Below are 18287 nucleotides of genomic sequence, written 5' to 3' on the forward strand. Positions count from 1 at the left end.
GCCCGCTTCGGCGGCCCACCGTGTTCAGGATCAGCACGTCCATGCCCATGAAGCCGCCGCGGCCGTGCCGGATTTTGCGGTTCATCCGGGCGTTCATTTTCTGCTGCATCCACCGTGAGAACGCCCCGGGCGTACCGGGCTTGCGCTCGCCTGCCCGCTGGTCCTTTGTCACTGGCTACTCCAGTCAGTCAAGTTGATGTTCATGGTGGTTACACCCGCCCTGGCGGGGACTCAGCGTTCGTCGACGACCTGGCCGTTCTGCGCCTTCGCGTCCTTGGTGAGCGCCATGGACAGCGGGGCCTCCGGGAAGGTGGAGATGGCGGCGAGCGCGGCGTCCAGCTGCGCACCGCTCTCCCAGTGCCAGGTGTCGCTGTACGTGCCATCGTCCAGCTTGACCAGCAGGGTCATCGTCAGCCCCGGATGCGTCTCGCGGATGGTGCCGATCAGCGAGGCCCGGCGGGCCAGGAACTCCTCGAGATCGGCGGGATCGACCGAGTAGATGTGGGATCGGACGGCGGACATGGAGGACTCCTTCACCAGGTGCCGGCGATCTGCCGGATGGGGGCGTTGAGGCGGTTGAACAGGTTGGTCGTGGCGATCATCAGGAGGATCGAGGCGAGCTGCCGCTCGTCGAAGTGGTCGGCAGCCGCGTCCCAGACCTCGTCGGATACCGCGTCGGCGCGGTCGGCCAGCCGGGTGGCGGCCTCGGCCAGTTCCAGAGCGGCGCGCTCCGCGTCGGTGTAGTACGGCGCCTCGCGCCAGGTGGACACCAGGCCGATCCGCTCGTCGCTCTCGCCCAGCTTCCTGAGGCTCTTCAGACCGCCGTCCACGCAGAAGCTGCAGCCGTTGATCTGGCTGACCCGCAGGTGCACCATCTCCAGGAGCTCCTCGGGGACGCCCTGGGAGCGGGCGGCCCCGATCAGAGCCTGGATCGGCTGCATCGCGGCCGGGATGATCGTGGCGGGGTTCTTCATCCGTGCGTGCATCGTTCTTATTCCTCTGACATGTCGGCTTGCTGATAAGAACGAGGATGTATGTCCGGATTGATACATTCGCGATGCGTCGACGATGGGAAGGCGATACGCGGAGATGCGCTTCACGATCCTGGGTCCGGTTCAGGTGATCGCCGACGGGGACGCGGTGCCGGGCATCGCTCCGCGGCATCGCGCGGTGCTCGCCTACCTGCTGCTCAACGCCGGCCGGGTGATCAGCATGGAGAAGCTGATCGACGCCGTGTGGGGATACGACCCGCCCGGCACCGCGCGGTCGCAGATCCACGCCGCGATCACCGCCCTCCGCAGGACGCTCCGCGGCGTCGGCGCCGCCCACATTCTCGAAACGCGTCCGGGCGGCTACGTCGCGCTCCCCGAGCCCGGCCAACTCGACGCGCACGACTTCGCCGAACTGGTCGCGGCGGGCCGGTTCCGGGACGCGCTGACGCTGTGGAATGGCGACGCCCTGGCCGACGTGCACGCCGGCTACGCGCAGGGCGCCCGCGCGCTGCTGGAGGAGCGGCGGCTGGCCGCGGTCGAGCGCCTCATGGAGGCCGAGCTCGACGCGGGCCGCCACAGTCAGGTGCTCGACGAACTGGCCGGCCACGTGGCGGCCCAGCCGTTGCGGGAACGGCTCGTGGGCCAGCTCGTTCTGGCCCTGCACCGCTCCGGACGGCAGGCCGACGCCCTCGCCGCGACCCGGTCATACCGTACGGCTCTCGCCGAGGAGCAGGGCCTCGATCCCGGCCACGCCTTCGTCGAGCTGGAGCGGGCGGTCCTGGCCGACGCCCCCACGCTCAGGCCCAAGGGCAGGATCCGGTCGAACTTCCTGCCCTACGACATCCCCGACTTCGCCGGCCGTATCCCTGAACTGGACCGGCTGGTCGCGGAGCACCAGAACACGATCGTGACGATCGACGGCATGGCCGGCATCGGCAAGACCACGCTCGCCGTCCATGCCGCCCACCGCCTAGCCGACCGCTTCCCGGACGGTCAGCTCTTCATCGATCTGCGGGCGCACACCGGCGGTCAGGATCCGCTCCCGGCCACCGCCGCGCTCGAGGTGCTGCTACGGCAGCTCGGCCTGACCGACATCCCGGCGACGGTGACCGAGCGGAGCGCCCTGTGGCGGGCCGAGCTGGCGCAGCGCCGCATCATCGCCGTCCTCGACAACGCGGCCGATGGCGAGCACGTGCGTCCGCTGCTCCCCGGCGTCTCCGACAGCCTCCTGCTGATCACCAGCCGACGGCGGCTGATCGGCCTGGACGGTGCTCACGCGCTGTCTGTGGAGGTGCTGCCGGCCCACGACGCCGTCGCGCTCTTCGAGAGCATCGTGGGCGAGCGGGCCGCCGCCGAGCCGGAGGCCGTGCGCGAGGTGCTGGAGCTGTGCGGCTACCTCCCGCTCGCCATCCGGATCTCCGCGGCGCGTCTGCAGCACCGGCCCCGGTGGACGGTCTCCTACCTGGCCGGCCGCCTGCACGACGAGCGGCGGCGGCTCGCCGAGCTCGCGACGTCCGAGCGGAGCGTCGCGGCGGCGTTCACGGTCTCATACGAGCAGCTCGGTACGGCGGAGCAGCGGATGTTCCGGCTGCTCGGGCTGGCTCCCGGCCGGGACATCGAGCCGCACGCCGCGGCGGCCCTCGCCGGCGGCTCCGTGTTCGAGGCCGAGGAACTGCTGGAGAGCCTCCTGGACGCGCACATGCTCCTGCAGCGCGAGCCGGGCCGCTACACCCTGCACGACCTGTTGCGCGAGCACGCCCGCTCGATCGCCGAAGACGACGGAGCGCTCATGCGCCTGCTGGTGCACTACCTGCACCGGTCCCGCGCGGCGGTCCATCAGCTCTTCCCTCACAGCATCGAGCACCGGCCAGGGTTGCCGGCCCCGATCACCCCTGTGGCGCCCATCAACAGTACGGCGGAGGCGATCGGCTGGCTCGACGCCGAGCGCACCAACATCATCGCGACCGTGACCCACGGGCCCCAGGTATGCGTCGGTCACCTCGCCCTGGCCCTGCGCCCCTATCTCGACCGTCGGGCCCACCACGACGACGCCGTGACCCTGCACACCGTCACGCTGCACAGGAGCCGCGCGCTCGGGGACCCCGCCGTGGAGGGCCGCGCGCTCGCCGACCTCGCCTGGACCTACTGGCGGCTCGGCGACTACGAGCGATCCGAGACCTTCGCACAACAGGCGCTCGCGATCTGCGAGGACACGTATGAGAGGTCACTCGCGCTCAACGCGCTCGGCAACGTGGCCTGGCGCCGCCGCGAGAGCGCGAAAGCCGAGCAGTACCTCAAGCAGGCGCTCGACCTCACCCGGATCGCGGGCGACTGGTCGAGGGAGGGGTTCGTCCTCGGCGACCTCGGCATGATCCTCGACCAGATGGGCCGCCCCGAGGAGGCGCGGCGCCATCTCGACCTGGCGCTGGCCCTGCACCGGAAGGAAGGCAACCCGCTGGGAGAGGCCCGAGTGCTCAACCACCTCGGCTCGGTCCTCCGGCACCAGGGCAAGGCCGAGGAGGCGATGACCCGCCATCGCGATGCCAGGGAGCTCTATCGGGCCATGGGCAACAGCAGCGACGAAGCCTCGGCCTTCAACGGGCTGGGCGAGGCGGCCCTGTCTCTGGGCGACCCGGCGCGAGCGATCGACGAGCACGCCACGGCGCTCGCCCTCGCCGGCACGGCCCACAACCGGCCCGAGCAGGCGCGTGCACACGACGGCCTGGCCAGGGCCCACCTGCGCCTCGGACAGGACGACCGCGCGCGTGAGCACGGACGCTTGGCCCTGCGGCTCTACGAGGAGCTCGGCGTCCCCGAGACCGACGAGGTGCGCGCCTTCCTCAAGAGCACATGAGCTCGAGCGGTTCCCCTCGCGTGCCGACCAGCCCGAGCGAGGGGACGTGGCGATACCGCGTCGGGTCGGGGTGCGACGACTGGAGTAGGACCAGAGAAGCCATTCGCGGGTGTGCCCGTTGCATTGGTGGTGCTACGCGATTGGTCCCAGGCTGTGACTCAAGAGCTCCAGGTCACTGACGAAGCAGACCGCTTCGCCTCGGGCCGAGCGCCCGATCCACGTGGGATAGACCCCGTCCCCCATACCGCAGTCGAACAAGATGACGTTCAGCTCTGACGTCGCATTCGAGTCGGTGATCTCCGCCCACCCGTAGCGCAGCACATCTTCACGAGCGGCCTCCAACTCGGTACGCGAGCCGTTTCGCAGTCGGTGTAGCAGCGGCAGAGCCGTAACGTCCAGGAAGCAGCCCTGCCCGCTGTCGACACTGAACCTGAAGAACTCCTCCTCTCCCAGCTTTGAGGGGTCCTGTCCACTTCGCAGCGCCATCTCCCAGCTGACGACCGGCTCGTCTTTGATCACCACCTTGGCCGCAGCGGCCCTCTGCCGAACCCCTCGCGTGTTGAAGTCAGCCATCGACAGCACCACGCGGTACCGGCCGGGAGAGAGCTCTTCGCTGAACGCCTCCTGATCAGGCGGGGAGTCTGAGAGCCACCCGTCGTTGTCCCGCGCGACCAGCCGACCGCTGGCCAGGTTCACCGTTCCCACGTCCATGACTTCGATCTCCAGCACGTCACCGCTCGGCCAGCCATACCGCGTTCCTGACCGGAACATGAGATCAAAGTCGGGTGGGGACAGTGCCATGCGAGACCTCGGAGAGCAGCGATTTACAGCAACGAACCGACGGGCGCCACTGACTATGCCTGAAGGGAGCGGGCGCCGCGGTCTGATCCGAAAAGACGGCCGCCGCGGGCTACGGCGCCGTGCGGGTGAGCACACCCAGCGGGTCGGCCAGCAGTTCGGAGAAGCCGAGTTCGGCGGCGCCGACCAGGGTGGCGTCGTCCCCCAGGGCCGAGGTGCGCAGCCGTACTCGCTCCCGGGCGACGGGCAGCACGTTGGTGGCTATGCGGGCGCGCACCTGGGCCGCCGCGCCCGGATACATCTCGCGCAGCATGCCACCGAAGATCACCATGCCGGGGTTGAAGAGGTTGCAGAGGTTCGCCACCCCGATGCCGAGCCAGTCGCCGACGTGGTGCAGCGCATCCTGGGCCATGCGATCGCCGCGGTCGGCGTCGTCCACCACGGCCCGCACGGCGTCGCGGCCGAACAACTCGGCGGGCCGGCGGGCGGCGTCGAGCAGGGCCCGCTCGCCGACCTCCGCCTCCAGGCAACCATGTGACCCGCACCCGCAGGGGCGCCCGTTGTACGGGTTGACCACCATGTGCCCCAGCTCGCAACCGTATCCACTATCGCCGTCCAGCAGCTTGCCGCCGACGATGATGCCGCCGCCTACGCCGACGTCCCCGTGTAGATAGATCAGGTTCTGGAAGCCGACGCCCGCTCCGCGCTGCTGTTCGGCCAGGGCGCCGAGGTGTGCCTCGTTGCCCACCGACACCGGCAGGCCGAGCTCCAGCCGGCGGCCGAGTTCGGCGCCGAACGCCTGGTCCACCCAGCCCATGTCGGGCCCGAAGCGCACCATGCCGTCGCCGGGTCGGATCATTCCGCAGTATGACGCGCCGATGCCGACACACACCGAAGCCGGAGGCGCCGCCTGGTGCAGTTGGCGACCGAACTGGGCGAGCACCTCGACCACGCGGTCGAGGTCGGCCCCGGCGCGCCGGCGCACCGCTTCTCTGCGGTCCAGCGTGATCCCGCCCAGCGCGACCCGGGCGGCGACCAGGCGGTCCACGGCGACGTCGAAGGCCAGCACGTACACCCGGTCGGACTCAGGACGGACCACCAGCGACGGCCGTCCCGCCCGGCCGGTGTCCGCGGGAAGCTCCTCGCGGACCAGGCCCGCCGTGGTGAGCTCCGCTGTCAGCGCCATGATGGTGCTGCGGTTCAGCCTCATCCGCTCGGCCAGCGTCGTGCGGGAGACCGAGCCGCCCAAGTGCACGTGTCGGAGCAGGGTGCCGACATTGTGCCGGCGGATCTCCTCCTGGGCCAACCTGACCTCCGAAATCGTCTGGTTTCTCAGCATCGCGGAGACTTTGTTGATGGAGCGTGTCTTAACCGGACGATACTCGCGCAGGCGACGACCGGGTCCCCGGCGATGCTGCGGGCTGACCGCTCGGCCGTGGACGTGGTCGGGCATCTCCTGTGGGCGGCGTCCGTAGGAGCACGGTGACGCGAGCGCCTACCGTTAGGGCATGCGCCTGACCGCCTTCACCGACATCTCGCTGCGGATCGTGATGCGCCTGGCCGTGGTGCGTGGCGACGAGCTGCTGACCACGCGGGAGGTCGCCGACGCGCTCGCGGTCCCGTACACGCATGCCGCCAAGGCGGTGGCGCGGCTGAGCGAGATGGGGCTGGTGGAGGCCAGGCGGGGGCGCGGCGGTGGGCTGCAGCTGACCGCGGAGGGGCGCGTCGTCACGGTGGGCTCGATCGTGCGCCGCCTGGAGGGCGAGCACGAGGTGGTGGGATGCGAGGATGCCCTGCTGCCGTGCCCGTTGCGGGCGGCCTGCCGCCTGCGTGGCACTCTGCGGCAGGCGCAGGAGGCCTTCTACGCCTCGCTTGACACGGTCACGGTCGCCGCGCTGGTGGCCGAGCCGACCGGACCGGTGCTGATCGCGCTGACCGCCCCTCCCGGATGAGGGACCGGCACCCCGCCTACTTAATATGCATTCCAGATACCAATTATCTGGAGGTTTCTCATGCTGTCCGCGGAAAGCGCCGCGATCATCCGTGCCACCATCCCCGTCGTGGGTGCCTCGCTCGACACGATCACCGCGAGGTTCTACGAGACGATGTTCGGCGACCGTCCCGAGCTGCTCGACGGGCTGTTCAACCGTGGCAACCAGCGCAACGGCGAGCAACGCAGGGCGCTGGCCGGGTCCATCGCCTCGTTCGCCGGCGCGCTCCTGGCGAACCCGCACGAGCGCCCCGACGCCCTGCTCGCCCGCATCGCGCACAAGCACGCTGCCGTCGGCATCACCGACGACCAGTACGTGATCGTGCACAAGTACCTCTTCGCCGCCATCGGCGAGGTGCTCGGCGAGGCCGTCACGCCGGAGGTCGCCGCGGCCTGGGACGAGGTCTACTGGCTGATGGCCGGCGCGCTGATCGCCATGGAGGCCCGCATCTACGCCCACGCGGGCGCGTGTGACGGTCGTACCTGGCGGTCGTGGCGGGTCGCCGAGCGCCGCGAGGAGACCGCCGACGTCGTGTCGCTCGTGCTCGCGCCCATCGGCGACGAGCCGGTCCCGCCCGCGCTGCCCGGCCAGTACGTCAGCGTCCAGGTGCGGATGCCCGACGGAGTGCACCAGTTGCGGCAGTACACGCTGTCCGGTTACGGCGCGGACGGGCTGCGGCGGATCACCGTCAAGCGGGTGCGCGGCGAGGGCGCACCCGAGGGCGAGGTGTCCAACCTGCTGCACGCCACCGTCAAGGAGGGCGACGAGCTGATCCTGTCGGCGCCGTTCGGGGACGTGACGCTCGCCGGCGGCGAGGCGCCGCTGGTGCTCGCCTCGGCAGGCATCGGCTGCACCCCCATCACCGCGATGCTCCAGCATCTGGCCGACACCGGCAGCACCCGCCGCGTGCTGCTGCTGCACGCCGACCGGTCCGAGCCCGACCACGCGCTGCGCGACGACATGGAGTCGCTGACCGCCGCGCTGCCCGACGGCGAGAAGATCTTCTGGTACGAGGACGGCGACCGCGGCCAGGCCGGCCGGATGGACCTGACCGAGGTCGAGATCCCCGCGAGCGCGGTCGCCTACCTGTGCGGGCCGCTGCCGTTCATGCGGGACACACGGGCCCAGCTCATCGAGGCGGGAGTGGCCCCGCAGGACATCCACTACGAGGTGTTCGGCCCTGACCTGTGGCTTCCGGCCTCCTGAACCGAGATCGACGACCTTCAGCCGAGCGAGGTGCCGTGATGAGGAAAGAGGGCAGGTGGATGTGCGGATGGTGTTGACCGGGTGGGAGCGGGATGGCGTTGCGCCCCATCGGCCCAGCATCGGATAGCCGTTGAGGATGATCTTGGGTGTGGATCATCACCGCCCAGGGCTCATCGGCGGTCGCCGCCGGTCAGGCGCAGGACATAGGTGAGCCCTGGACGGCCGTCGAGCAGAGTCTCTCCCGTCGGCCTGAACCTCATACGCTCCAGGACCGCCCGCGAACCCGCGTTGTCCACCGTGGCCGCGGCGCGCAGGGTCGTCAAGCCGTAGTCCGCGACAGCCAGATCGCACACCTGGCGGACTCCCGTCGTCGCCAGGCCGCGACATTGTTCAAGCACCGGCCGGCGAGAGCGGAAGGCCATCACGTCCAGGCGGATAGGCACGCGGCAAGGGCCCCGCGGTTTCCATGCCAGGGGGCAACTCGCCAACGCCGTGAGCGAACGCGTCGCCGGGCGCCGGGGTGACAGGCGTAGATTCGTCGGATGCGTGTGCTGTTCGCCAGTCTTGCGTCGGTCGGTCACACCTATCCGCTGATCCCGCTCGCGATCGCCGCGCGAAACGCCGGGCACGAGGTGCATTTCGCCGCCGGTGAGGAAGTTCCCGCCCCTCTGGCGGCCAACGGACTGCGCCCCTTCCGTCCGGCGGACTCGTTCTACGAGATATACGCCGAGGATCTGGCACCGGAACTGGCCCGGTTGCGGCCCGACCTCGTCGTGCATGAATGGGGGCTGCCAGGGGCGGCGACCGCCGCGGCCCGTGCCGGAATCCCTGGCATCTGGCACGGTTTCGGACGCATGATCCCGGAGGGAATCGGTCTTCAGCTGCCCACGAGGCACACCGAGGCCCCCGGACGCCCGCACCTCGACATCTGCCCGCCCTCCCTGCAGGACAAGGGCTTCCTCGCCACCGAAGACCGGATCGCACTGCGTCCCGTCCCCTTTTCCGCGCCGGCCGCACTGCCCGCGTGGGTCGGCCAGGATGGTTCGAGGCCGCTGATCTATCTGACGCTCGGCACCGCGTTCGGGACCGCTGACCTGCTCACTGCGGCCATCGAGGGGTTGGCGACGCTGGACGCCCGGGTGGTGGTGGCCGCCGGCCGGGTGGGCCCGGAGCAGCTTGGCGACGTGCCGGACAACGTCACCGTGCAGCCCTGGGTGTCGCAGGCGAGCTTGTTGCCGCATGTCGATGTGGTCGTCCATCACGGCGGCAGCGGCACCACCCTCGGCGCGCTCACCGTGGGCGCCCCGCAACTGATCCTGCCTCAGGGGGCCGACCAGTTCGCCAACGCCGATGCCGTCAGCTCCGCGGGCGCCGGGCTGCGTCTTCTCCCCGGCGAAGTGAGTGCGGACGCCATCGCCGACCACACCCACAGGCTGTTGCCGCGCCGCCGTCACTCCGGCCACCGCGACGCGGCCCGCGCGATCGCCGAGGAGATCGCCCGCATGCCCTCGCCGGACGAGATCGCCTGCCGGTTGCCGGACTACACCCGGCGCACCTGAGCCACCGAGCCAAGCCGGCACGTCGCCGGTGTGACCGATCTGTGGCGAGCACGTGCGGCGTCCACCTGCCGCGTTATCCGGCGCGGTCGAGGTCCGGGCGGGTCTGTCATACGACTCGCGGGCGTCGAGCAGTTCGTCCCAATGCTCTTCCACCCAGGCGCAGGCGACCGCCATCGGCGCGAGCATGCTCCGGCCCAGGGGAGTCAGCTCGTACTCGACGTGCGGGGTGGCCTCGGCGTAGACGGTGCGCTTGACCAGACCGTCGCGTTCGAGGGACCGCAGCGACTGGGTGAGGACCTTGGGAGTGACGCGGCTCAGCGGCGCCCGCAGCTCGGAGAACCGGCGCGGTCCGTGCTCGAGGCAGCGGATGATGAGCGCCGCCCACTTGTCGCCGAAGCGCATCGGACTGAGCGAGGACGGGCACAGCTCGTCGAACATGTCGGCCGGCAGGGGTTCCCTCATTTCCTCACGATAACCGGTATCCCGCTGGTAACCGCGGCCCCCGATAGCGTCCGGAAACCGGCCGGGCGTACGGGCTCCGGCCCTGGTGGAAGGCGGTTCGTCATGAAAATCACGATCTTCGGCGCGGGCGGGCGGGCCGGACGGCAGGTTGTTGCCGAGGCCCGTCGGCGTGGCCACCAGGTCACCGCCGTGGTGCGCGACCCCGCACGCCACAGCGCCCCGACGTGCGGGTAGTGGCCGGCGACGTCACGGACGGGGTGAGCGTCGAGCACGCGGCCACCGGGCAGGACGCCGCCATCAGCGCCGCCGCGGACCTGTCCGCGCCACCGCACGACTTCTTCACGACGTCGGCCCGCGCCCTGACCACCGGCCTGAAGAACGCCGGCGTGCGCCGCTTGGTGATGGTCGGCCTGGCGTCGATCATGCCGGGGGCGTCCGGCGCTCCGCTGATGGACGAGCCCGGCTACCCCAACGAGTACCGCTCCTTCTACCTCGGCCACGCCGCGGGCCTCGACGAGCTTCGGACCAGTGATCTGGACTGGGCGTACGTGGCGCCCGCGGGCGACTTCGACCATGACGGCACGCGCACCGGCCGCTACCGGATCGCCGAGCACGGTGACCAGGCCAGCCGGATCTCGTACGCGGACTTCGCGATCGCGCTGCTCGACGAGATCGAGACTCCCCGGTGTCACCGCGCCGCCGTCAGCGTCCGGGAGGCGTGACGCGTGAGGTCCGCGACAGCCCGGACGCCGGGGTCGCCGAGCACCTCGGCCGTTCCGAGGCGACCCGCGCGGTGCGTCCGGTGCGCGTCTTTCCAGCACTTCCCTGATCAGGGGCGCGGCCTGCTCGGCTTCGGTCAGGAAGCCGTCGTGGCCGTACGTCAGTGCCGGGCGCCGCCGGGGATGACGATCTCGGCCTCGCCCGGGAACTCGCGAAGGAGGCGGCCGGCTGACAGCAGCCGCAGGCGTCCGGTCCGCTGGTCGGGAGGAAGCTGGAGGACGGCATAGCCGTCTGACGTGGGGCCTACGGCGTAGTGGCCGTCCGCCAGTGGCGTGCGCGACACGAGAACGCCCCGCTGGTCGAACTCCAGGACCGCGACCTTCTCCCCGGTGTATTCCAGCAGGAAGACGCGGCCGCCGCTGACCTGGACCGACAGGCCGTGGTCGGCGTCGGACAGCACCCCGTCTCCGGTCGCCCGGAGGGTCACGGTCGCGTCGCCGGTACGCAGCCTCACCTGTCTGCGCGCGCTCTCGCCGTACTGTGACCGGTCAAGGAGGACCAGGTCGCCCGAAGGCAGGATGCCCACGGGCTCGGAGCCTTCGGGCAGGCGCGGGGTGGTGATCTGGCCGGTGGCGAGGTCCACGTCGGTGTATTCGCCGACCTTCCCGCTGGCGTGGTATCCGAGGATCAACCGCCGGGAGTCGGCGGACCAGGCCCACGGGCTGTAGGCGCTGTCCGTTCCGCCGGTCGCGGGGGCGGGGATGCGGTGGGTCGTGTCACCCAGCAGGTCTCTGAGCTCGTAGCCGCTCGGGGTCGGCATGCCGAGCCAGCGCCCATCGGGTGACAGCGTGAGGTTGCCCGGCGGGTTGACGGTGCGCGCGCCGAGCACGTACTGCCGGCCGTCCGCGAGAGCCAGCAGCGTGGGACAGGCTTGTCTGCACGGTGTGTAGACGGCCGCGCCCTGGCCGACCGGCCCGTTCGCGGGAAGCGCCGGATGGGTGGGCGACGGCTCCGCGGAGCCGGACGTCGCCGGAACCGCCACGATGGTGTCGCCGGGCGTACGGGCCAGGCCCTGCTGGAGGCCGACTCCGCCGGCGATCACCAGCGCCGCGAGGGCCGCCCCCGCCGCGGTCCGCACGATCCTGCGACGGCGCAGGACGCGCAGCGCGCGGTCCGCGTCGGCGTAGTCGCGCGCCTCCTGTTCGAGTTCGTGGTACGTGTCGCGAAGGTTCACGGGTGCACCCTCTCCAGCAGTTGTGGCGCCACTCTTCTCAGGCGCTTGAGCGCGTCGTGCGTGTGCCGCTTGACCGTCCCGACGGAACAGTCCAGCCGCGCGGCGACCTCCGCCTCCGGGAGGTCCTCGTAGAACCTCAGGTAGAGCACGATCCGCTGCCTGGGGCTGAGGAGGGCGAGGGCGTGCCGGAGCATGATCTTGAGTTCGGTCTGCGCGGACCGGTCCTCGTGAGCCGGGGACTCGGGCAGGTCGGCGGTGGAGACGAAGGTCAGCCGCCTGGGGCGGCGCCAGGTGCGCAACTGGTTGAGCATGATCTTGCGCACGTACGCCTCGGGGTCGCCCGCCGTCATGATCTTGCGCCAGCCGGCCGCTGCCTTGACCAGCGTCTCCTGCAGCAGGTCCTCGGCGTGGGCGTGGTCGCCGGTGAGCAGGAAGGCCGTCCGGGACAGGGCCAGGCCGCGCGCGGCCACGAACTCGCGGAAACTCTCGGTGTCGATCACCCGGCCCCAGCCCCTCCGTTGGACGGCTTCACCATGGAAGACTCTGACCGCCCGCGAAAGGTTGAGGCCCGGAGAGTTGGCGACCCTGCACGGTTGGGGCCAGTCAGCGGTTGGCCGGTGCACGGTTGGACAGTGCACGGCCGGGGCCGTGAAGGCGCGAGCCCGCGCTGCGCCATGAGAGCGACGCCCTCAGGCCGCACCGAGCAACGCCAGGCCCATGACCAGCACCAACACCGCTCTGACCCACGTCCACCCGGAGACCGTCTCGCGGACGCCGAAACACTGGCAGGAGGCCGGCCTGCCCGCGATCAGCAGGTAGGTCTGCGCGCCGGTGAACGCGACACCCAGCAGGGTGCCCGCCACCCCCACGACCAGGTCGGGCACGGGGGAGAACAACGCGGCGGCGGTCAGCGCCTCCACGGCGACGATCGCGGCGGCCGCCGCCGGCGCGATCGGCGGCCGGAGGCCGAAGCTCCCCAGGCCGTCGCGGAAAGCCCCGAAGGCGCGGAGCTTCCCGGCGACGGCCAGGACCAGGACGATCCCCAGGGTGTAGCGGACGATGATCAAGCGATCACCAGCAGCACGATCATCGGGATCGCCAGGATCACGAACAACGGTCTCAGTCTGGGCAGTTCGAAATAGAAGGCGGTGTCGGCGGCCATCTTGCTCCGGGCCGCCGTGAACGTCAGGAGCATCACCGCCCTGCCCAGCGCGAAACCGGCCCCCGCCATGAGCGCCTCCGGCCACGAGGCGAGGAACACGATGGAAATCGCCATGATGTGCGGCAACGAGGTCGGCGAGTAGGTTCGCATTCCCGTGCCCATTTCCATGCCGAACTGCACCGACCCCCAGAATGGAATTCCGGTGACGAACTGCGGGACCAGGCGTGCGTTCTGCAATATCGGGAATTTGAGCACGCCGAGTTCCTGAAGCAGCAGCACGACCGCCGCGAGGGCGACCAGGATCTGCAGCACGAGCAATGGGAACGGCGTGCGGATGAGCGAGCCGACCACGACGAAGGCGAATGCGGTGGCCATTGCCCCGATGAAAAGACCGACCACGAAACCGGAAATGTCAGAACCCCGCCGGACCGACGAGGACAGCACCCAGGCGCTGTTGAGGCTTCAAACGGAGCCCGACAGCGAGAACCCGGCGACCAGAGCCGCGACCAGCCAGGTGAAGCCGGTCGTGCCGGCGCCGAGTGCCCGCGCGGCGAGGACGGCGGCCTCCCCCGCCGCGATCAGCGCCAGGCCCGGCGCCAGCAGGCGGAGGGAGGCCGTCGTGGCACGCACCTAGATCGCGGTCCGGCAGATCGAGAACCGGTCGATCGGGCTGCTGCCGCATTGCGTGGCGTAGTAGTGGCCGTCGGAGCACTTGCGCCGCGTGCTGGTGGTGGTGCCGCCGGTCCAGCGCCAGGCGTTGCGCTGGCCGCAGGTATAGGGCTCCGAGGTGTAGTTGATGGAGTAGCAGGTGCCCGAGGCGCCGTCGTCCCGGTGCCAGCTGCCGGTGCAGTTGTCGGAACCGTAATACGCGTTGGAGGGCGTGCAGACCGTGCTCGCGTTGACGTATCCGTGGCAGTCGCTCCAATAGGTCGTGTAGACCACGGCCGCCGCGCTACGCGGACGGGCTCCCGGCAGCAGGTCCAGGGCGCCGAGCCCGGCCGCGGTCACCGTGCCGAACGCCATGCCCAGCACCCGCCTGCGGCTCCAGCGCGGTTTGACCGTGGCCACGCGGGACGGAAGCGCGCCTTCGGGCATCTCTTCAGCACTCGGGATCTGGTCGAATATCGATTTCTTCTGACCCGCGATGGTCACGGCTGTGCTTCCTTTCGTCTTACTACGGTTCGTTCGACGACGTCCACCAGCGCGTCGCCGGATCCGACCGGGGTTGTGAATACCACCAGCCCATCCGTGTCGACGATGAGGAGTGCGGGCGTGTAGGGCACGGTGATCGATCGCCAGATCGCGGGATCCTTGATGACCCGGACCTCGTCGGGGAGGCTCTTGTCGAATCCCGGATCGTCGGAGACCACGGCGAAGGAGTGATCGGCGGGGAGTTCGGGAGCCAGCTTGCGGACGGCGAGCAGGACATCGTCACAGATCGGGCACTGCCTGTTGATCTTCACGACGAGAGTCGTGCCGCCCGGCGTCGTGATGACGGACCGCGCCTGCTCGTTCTGCCCCGCGGCGAAGCGGAGGCCCACGCCGTTGTAGGTGGCCAGCTCCAGCTCGCGTACCCGGCGATAGAGGCCGGCTCCGGCCGCGAAGAGCAGAGCGACCAGAATGGCCAGCACGATCACCGCGGCCGACGTCGGCTCCACTCAGGCCGTCCAGTCGAGGCGCTTGACCCTGCTCAGGAAGTCGGCGGCGGCCTCCTCCGGCGCGACCCCGGCCGCGCGCACCGCGACGCCCGGCTGCGATGCCCGGGGGGCGTCCCAGGGGGTCACGGTGACCACGGCGGAATCGGTGACCATGAGCAGCGGCTGCGCCTGGGTGTCGGCCTCTGACTGGAGCCGCCAAATCTCGCCCGCGCGGGTCTCGTACCCGCGCCACTTCGGGATCTGGACGGCGCCTGCCCGCTTGGACTGGATCTGCAAGGTCCCGACGCCCGCGACGGCCTGCGTGTAGAGGGCCATCGACAGTTCGAAGCGCTGCCCAGGGTCGGCGGTCATGCCCTCGGGCGTGTCGGTCCAGGCCACCCTGCTGAAGACCTCGGCGATGTCGGCCGACTCCCAAAGGGGGGCGTAGAACATCCCGTGCGCCATGTGCCACGGGCCGATCCATGCGGCCCATCGGGCGTCCTTGGGGTTTGTGCAGTCGTAGACGACGACCTCGCCCCCGGCCAGGGAGAAGCGTTCACGTTCCTTCCCGCCGACCGAGAACACGCCCGAGCCGAGCGAGGACGTGGGGGCGAGTTCGAGGGCCCACATGTCAGCCGTCGGGTTACGGCTCCCATATTTCGGGATGTAGCGAATGTGGCCGCACCATGTGTTGAGCACGCCTTTATCGGCGTCTTCGACTTCGAGTTGAATGAGAGAGTTGTCGATTGCGCGGACTTTTGATAAATGCGCCATGCAGCTTCCCCTGGTGAATGGCCAATAATGGGATTAGGGGCTACTTGCGCGCAGTGTTTCATGATCGAATCTGGCCGTCAAGGCCCATTTACCAGGAGTTGCGAAGCGCCTGATCATGTGCTTGCGGCCCTCTTTGGAACGTGCCGAAAATAGGATCGCCGATGCCAATGCCGGGACAGTCGCGCCTTGCGGGAGACGGCGCCTGTTCCGTCGCCGGCGCGATAGGTCTGCGTCGTAAGAACACGAGTTCCACCCATGGCCGAAGTAGACCCGGTATGAACCGCTCGATACAGCTGAGCCCATACCCGCACGGCAGAGGGACTGGGCCACCGACGTCGGCAACGTGATTGACGGTGAGGTCCGGGCGGTGTGACGATGCGTCGATGTCCGATTTGCACGCCCGGATGGCCGCCCGGACCGGCGACCTCACCGCGGCGGTGGTCGCGCGCTTCTCGGCGGAGGTGCCGTTCTACCGGGAGCTGCCGCGCGAGACGCTCGACCGCGAGGTCACCAGTTCGGTCACGGCGGTGTACGGCCTGCTGCTCCGGGCACTGCGTGAGGACGGCGCGGTGAGTCCGGGCGATCTGACGCGGCTCGTCGAGTGGTCGGCGCGCCGGGCCGAGGAGCGCGTGCCGCTGGAGGCGGTGATCACCGCCTACCTGATCGGCGCCGAGGTGTGGTGGCGGGCGCTGGCCGGGGCGGCCGAGCCCGGGGAACTGGCCGGCGCGGGCGCGGCCCTGCTCGGCGTCCTGCACTCCGCCATGCCCGCAGTCGTGCTGGCGCACCAGCAGGCGCAGGAGGACGTTCGCAGCGAGGACAAGCGAGTACGCCGGGCCCTGCTGACGGCCCTGCTGGACGGCCGGCCGTACGAAACTGCGGCGGACGCCGCGGGAGTCTTGGTGGGAGGAGAGTACGAGGTGGTGATGGTGGCGTTCGAGGGGAGCCCGCCGGCCAGGCTGGTGCAGTCGGCGCTCGACGCTCACACGGGAACACCGGTGCTGATGGATCACGCGGCCGGGGTCGCGCTGCTACCGGGCAGGCCGGACCTGCCGGGCCTGGTGGCCAGGCTCGGTGACGACGTGGGACACCCCGTGCTCGCGGCCGCCGCTCTGGCCGCCGAGCCCGCGACGATCCCGGCGGCGGCGGAGGAGGCGGGCAGGGTGCTGGAGCTCGTCCGGCGACTGCGCCGCCCGCACGGGCTCTACCGCCTCGACGACGTGCTGCTGGAGTATCAGCTCGGGCGTCCGGGTGACGGGCTGGTACGGCTGGCGGCCAAGCTCGACTCGCTGGACGGGCATCCGTACCTGCTGGAGACCCTGCGGGTGTTCGTCGACCGCGGGCAGAACCGACGCCAGACCGCGCTGGACCTGCGTATCCATCGCAACACGCTGGACTACCGGCTGCACCGGGTGAGCGCGCTCACCGGTCTGGACCTCGCGGTCCCCGCGGAGGCGCGGTTGCTGCAGGCGGCTCTCGTCGCCAGGGACCTCGTCTAGAGCCATTCCCGCAGCTCGTCGTCCCGTGGCGCGAGCACCACGCCCGAGCCGGGATCGTCGAAGACCATGACGGGCCGGCTCGCGTCCCAGGCGGGCCATCCGGGGTCTCCCGAGGTGGCGAAGGCCACCCACGCCCGATGCATGGCGTCGGCCAGCGGCTGCGGGGCGCCGGGCCCGGTCAGCTCCGTGCCGGACCACAGGTTGTCGAAGACGAAACCGATCTCCAGCGCATGGCACGCGCCGAGGTCCATCGCCGGCGAGCGCCAGGCGAACTCGTAGACGAACGTCCTGGACGGCCGGGAGTCGGCGAGCCGGTTGATCGGCCCGCGCAGCAGCAGGTCGGTGGCCATCTCGCCGAGGATCTCCCCGGGCTTGGCCCCCGGCCGGGCGGCCCGGTACAGCCGCGCCACCCGGCCCGCGATCCGGAACTTGAGCAGCGCCAGCCGCAGGGTGAGGTTGGTGATCCGGTCCACCGCCCCGGTCGGCACGAGCCACAGCCGGTACTCCTCCCGGTTGGTGCCCAGGAGCAGGTCGGCCTCGGGGAGGGGAGGGTCGGCGGGCACCACGTCGCCGTCGGTCACGATGTAAAAGCCGGGCCCGCCGCTGATCGGGTTGGCCTTGCCGGTCACGGCGGCCTGCGCGTCCAGCAGCCATTCGCGGTCCACCGCCGCGAACGCCTCGGCCGTGGCCGGCACGCGCAGCGCCCTGGCGATCGACCTCACGACTTTCGCGCCCCGGTCGCGTGGCACCGTGTGTGGTGGGCCGCTTTGCAGCACGGCACGGCGGAACAGGCCGGCCGCCCGGGGGCTGGTCATCAGGGCCGCGATGCTGATGGCGCCGGCAGACTCGCCGCACACGGTGACGTTGCCCGGGTCCCCGCCGAACGCGGTGATGTTCTCCTGGACCCAGGCCAGGGCCGCGAGCTGGTCGAGCAGGCCGCGGTTGTCGGGCGCATCGGGGAAGACGCCGAACCCCTCCACCCCGAGCCGGTAGTTGATCGAGACGAGGACGACACCGTCACGCGCGAAGGCCCGGCCGTCGTAGAGCGGCAGCGCGGCCGAGCCGTTGCGCAGGGAACCGCCGTGGATCCAGACCAGCACCGGCAGCCGCCCCTCGCCGACGGACGGGGTCCAGACGTTCAGGTTGAGGCAGTCGTCGCCGGGGATGTCCGGATCGGGGATCAGCTGGTCGAGGGGCGGCCGGTAGGGGCGTTTGGGAGCGGTCGGGCCGTACTCCAGGGCGTCGCGCACCCCCTCCCAGGGTTCGACCGGAGCGGGGGCGCGGAAGCGGTGAGCGCCGAACGGCGGCGCGGCGTACGGGATGCCGAGGAACGCCGCGATCCCCTCCTCGCTCCTGCCCCGGACCTCGCCCTGCCGGGTGGGTGCGATGACGTCCATGTTCT

21 protein-coding genes and 1 pseudogene are annotated in these 18287 nt (G+C 70.5%); 7 read left to right on the forward strand and 15 right to left on the reverse strand.

Features of this window, described 5'->3' with window-relative positions; all coding sequences use genetic code 11:
* Window positions 1-231: 231 nt before the first annotated feature.
* Window positions 232-522, reverse strand: a complete 291-nt coding sequence (locus AB0C16_RS27690; RefSeq protein ID WP_357686891.1) for a hypothetical protein — start codon at window positions 520-522, stop codon at window positions 232-234.
* 11 nt (window positions 523-533) lie between these two features.
* Window positions 534-986, reverse strand: coding sequence for a carboxymuconolactone decarboxylase family protein (locus tag AB0C16_RS27695; protein ID WP_357686892.1), 453 nt, complete (start codon window positions 984-986; stop codon window positions 534-536).
* Window positions 987-1089: 103 nt separating this feature from the next.
* On the opposite strand from AB0C16_RS27695, the gene AB0C16_RS27700 reads away from it, so the two are divergent.
* The gene (locus AB0C16_RS27700; RefSeq protein ID WP_357686893.1) at window positions 1090-3846 is read left to right on the forward strand and encodes a BTAD domain-containing putative transcriptional regulator; all 2757 of its coding nucleotides are present in this window, start codon (window positions 1090-1092) and stop codon (window positions 3844-3846) included.
* A 132-nt stretch (window positions 3847-3978) separates the two neighbouring features.
* Here the strand turns inward: AB0C16_RS27700 and AB0C16_RS27705 are convergent, their stop codons facing one another.
* Together AB0C16_RS27705 and AB0C16_RS27710 are read right to left on the reverse strand one after the other, a co-directional pair.
* Window positions 3979-4575, reverse strand: a complete 597-nt coding sequence (locus tag AB0C16_RS27705; RefSeq protein ID WP_357686894.1) for a DUF4241 domain-containing protein — start codon at window positions 4573-4575, stop codon at window positions 3979-3981.
* A 181-nt stretch (window positions 4576-4756) separates the two neighbouring features.
* Window positions 4757-5983 carry an ROK family transcriptional regulator gene (locus AB0C16_RS27710; RefSeq protein ID WP_357686895.1) on the reverse strand — a complete coding sequence of 409 codons (1227 nt, stop codon included), beginning with the start codon at window positions 5981-5983 and terminating at the stop codon, window positions 4757-4759.
* Between the two features lie 169 nt (window positions 5984-6152).
* Between AB0C16_RS27710 and AB0C16_RS27715 the strand changes: the two genes are divergently transcribed.
* Window positions 6153-6596, forward strand: a complete 444-nt coding sequence (locus tag AB0C16_RS27715) for an Rrf2 family transcriptional regulator (protein ID WP_357686896.1) — start codon at window positions 6153-6155, stop codon at window positions 6594-6596.
* A 60-nt stretch (window positions 6597-6656) separates the two neighbouring features.
* Window positions 6657-7841: a globin domain-containing protein gene (locus tag AB0C16_RS27720; RefSeq protein ID WP_357686897.1), complete on the forward strand. Its 1185-nt coding sequence runs from the start codon at window positions 6657-6659 to the stop codon at window positions 7839-7841.
* Between the two features lie 170 nt (window positions 7842-8011).
* On the opposite strand, the gene AB0C16_RS27725 is transcribed toward AB0C16_RS27720, so the two are convergent.
* Entirely contained in the window at window positions 8012-8194 is a 183-nt protein-coding gene (locus AB0C16_RS27725; RefSeq protein ID WP_357687051.1) for a hypothetical protein, read from the reverse strand.
* 189 nt (window positions 8195-8383) lie between these two features.
* Here AB0C16_RS27725 and AB0C16_RS27730 point away from each other — a divergent pair, with 189 nt between their 5' ends.
* Window positions 8384-9400 (forward strand): glycosyltransferase, encoded by a 1017-nt coding sequence (locus AB0C16_RS27730; RefSeq protein WP_357686898.1) that lies wholly within the window; start codon window positions 8384-8386, stop codon window positions 9398-9400.
* 147 nt (window positions 9401-9547) lie between these two features.
* Here AB0C16_RS27730 and AB0C16_RS27735 read toward each other — a convergent pair.
* A pseudogene (locus AB0C16_RS27735) lies at window positions 9548-9862 on the reverse strand (helix-turn-helix domain-containing protein); the annotation flags it as partial.
* Between the two features lie 102 nt (window positions 9863-9964).
* Here AB0C16_RS27735 and AB0C16_RS27740 point away from each other — a divergent pair.
* Both AB0C16_RS27740 and AB0C16_RS27745 read left to right on the forward strand, forming a co-directional pair.
* The gene (locus AB0C16_RS27740; protein ID WP_357686899.1) at window positions 9965-10096 is read left to right on the forward strand and encodes an NmrA family NAD(P)-binding protein; all 132 of its coding nucleotides are present in this window, start codon (window positions 9965-9967) and stop codon (window positions 10094-10096) included.
* Window positions 10087-10584: an NAD(P)H-binding protein gene (locus tag AB0C16_RS27745; RefSeq protein ID WP_357686900.1), complete on the forward strand. Its 498-nt coding sequence runs from the start codon at window positions 10087-10089 to the stop codon at window positions 10582-10584. Before AB0C16_RS27740 ends, AB0C16_RS27745 begins: the two co-directional genes overlap by 10 nt.
* Before the next feature lie 158 nt (window positions 10585-10742).
* Here the strand turns inward: AB0C16_RS27745 and AB0C16_RS27750 are convergent, their stop codons facing one another.
* The 8 genes from AB0C16_RS27750 to AB0C16_RS27785 all read right to left on the reverse strand — a co-directional run bounded on the left by AB0C16_RS27750 (window position 10743) and on the right by AB0C16_RS27785 (window position 15245).
* Window positions 10743-11816 carry a hypothetical protein gene (locus AB0C16_RS27750; protein ID WP_357686901.1) on the reverse strand — a complete coding sequence of 358 codons (1074 nt, stop codon included), beginning with the start codon at window positions 11814-11816 and terminating at the stop codon, window positions 10743-10745.
* On the reverse strand, window positions 11813-12316 hold the full coding sequence (locus AB0C16_RS27755) for a SigE family RNA polymerase sigma factor (RefSeq protein ID WP_357686902.1): 504 nt from the start codon (window positions 12314-12316) through the stop codon (window positions 11813-11815). The genes AB0C16_RS27750 and AB0C16_RS27755 overlap by 4 nt, the downstream gene beginning before the upstream one ends.
* 189 nt (window positions 12317-12505) lie before the next feature.
* On the reverse strand, window positions 12506-12883 hold the full coding sequence (locus tag AB0C16_RS27760) for a MauE/DoxX family redox-associated membrane protein (protein WP_357686903.1): 378 nt from the start codon (window positions 12881-12883) through the stop codon (window positions 12506-12508).
* Window positions 12880-13353, reverse strand: coding sequence for a hypothetical protein (locus AB0C16_RS27765; RefSeq protein WP_357686904.1), 474 nt, complete (start codon window positions 13351-13353; stop codon window positions 12880-12882). Before AB0C16_RS27765 ends, AB0C16_RS27760 begins: the two co-directional genes overlap by 4 nt.
* A gap of 87 nt (window positions 13354-13440) precedes the next feature.
* Window positions 13441-13608 carry a hypothetical protein gene (locus AB0C16_RS27770; RefSeq protein ID WP_357686905.1) on the reverse strand — a complete coding sequence of 56 codons (168 nt, stop codon included), beginning with the start codon at window positions 13606-13608 and terminating at the stop codon, window positions 13441-13443.
* Complete coding sequence (locus AB0C16_RS27775; RefSeq protein WP_357686906.1) at window positions 13609-14130, reverse strand: hypothetical protein; 522 nt, start codon at window positions 14128-14130, stop codon at window positions 13609-13611.
* Window positions 14127-14636, reverse strand: coding sequence for a hypothetical protein (locus AB0C16_RS27780; RefSeq protein WP_357686907.1), 510 nt, complete (start codon window positions 14634-14636; stop codon window positions 14127-14129). Before AB0C16_RS27780 ends, AB0C16_RS27775 begins: the two co-directional genes overlap by 4 nt.
* Window positions 14637-15245 (reverse strand): hypothetical protein, encoded by a 609-nt coding sequence (locus tag AB0C16_RS27785; RefSeq protein WP_357686908.1) that lies wholly within the window; start codon window positions 15243-15245, stop codon window positions 14637-14639. It abuts the gene before it with no gap.
* Between the two features lie 527 nt (window positions 15246-15772).
* Between AB0C16_RS27785 and AB0C16_RS27790 the strand changes: the two genes are divergently transcribed.
* Window positions 15773-16885, forward strand: coding sequence for a helix-turn-helix domain-containing protein (locus AB0C16_RS27790; RefSeq protein WP_357686909.1), 1113 nt, complete (start codon window positions 15773-15775; stop codon window positions 16883-16885).
* On the opposite strand, the gene AB0C16_RS27795 is transcribed toward AB0C16_RS27790, so the two are convergent.
* Complete coding sequence (locus AB0C16_RS27795; protein WP_357686910.1) at window positions 16882-18282, reverse strand: carboxylesterase family protein; 1401 nt, start codon at window positions 18280-18282, stop codon at window positions 16882-16884. The genes AB0C16_RS27790 and AB0C16_RS27795 overlap by 4 nt on opposite strands.
* Window positions 18283-18287: the final 5 nt, after the last annotated feature.

Source organism: Nonomuraea sp. NPDC048916, from assembly GCF_040649575.1.
Lineage (GTDB): Bacteria > Actinomycetota > Actinomycetes > Streptosporangiales > Streptosporangiaceae > Nonomuraea.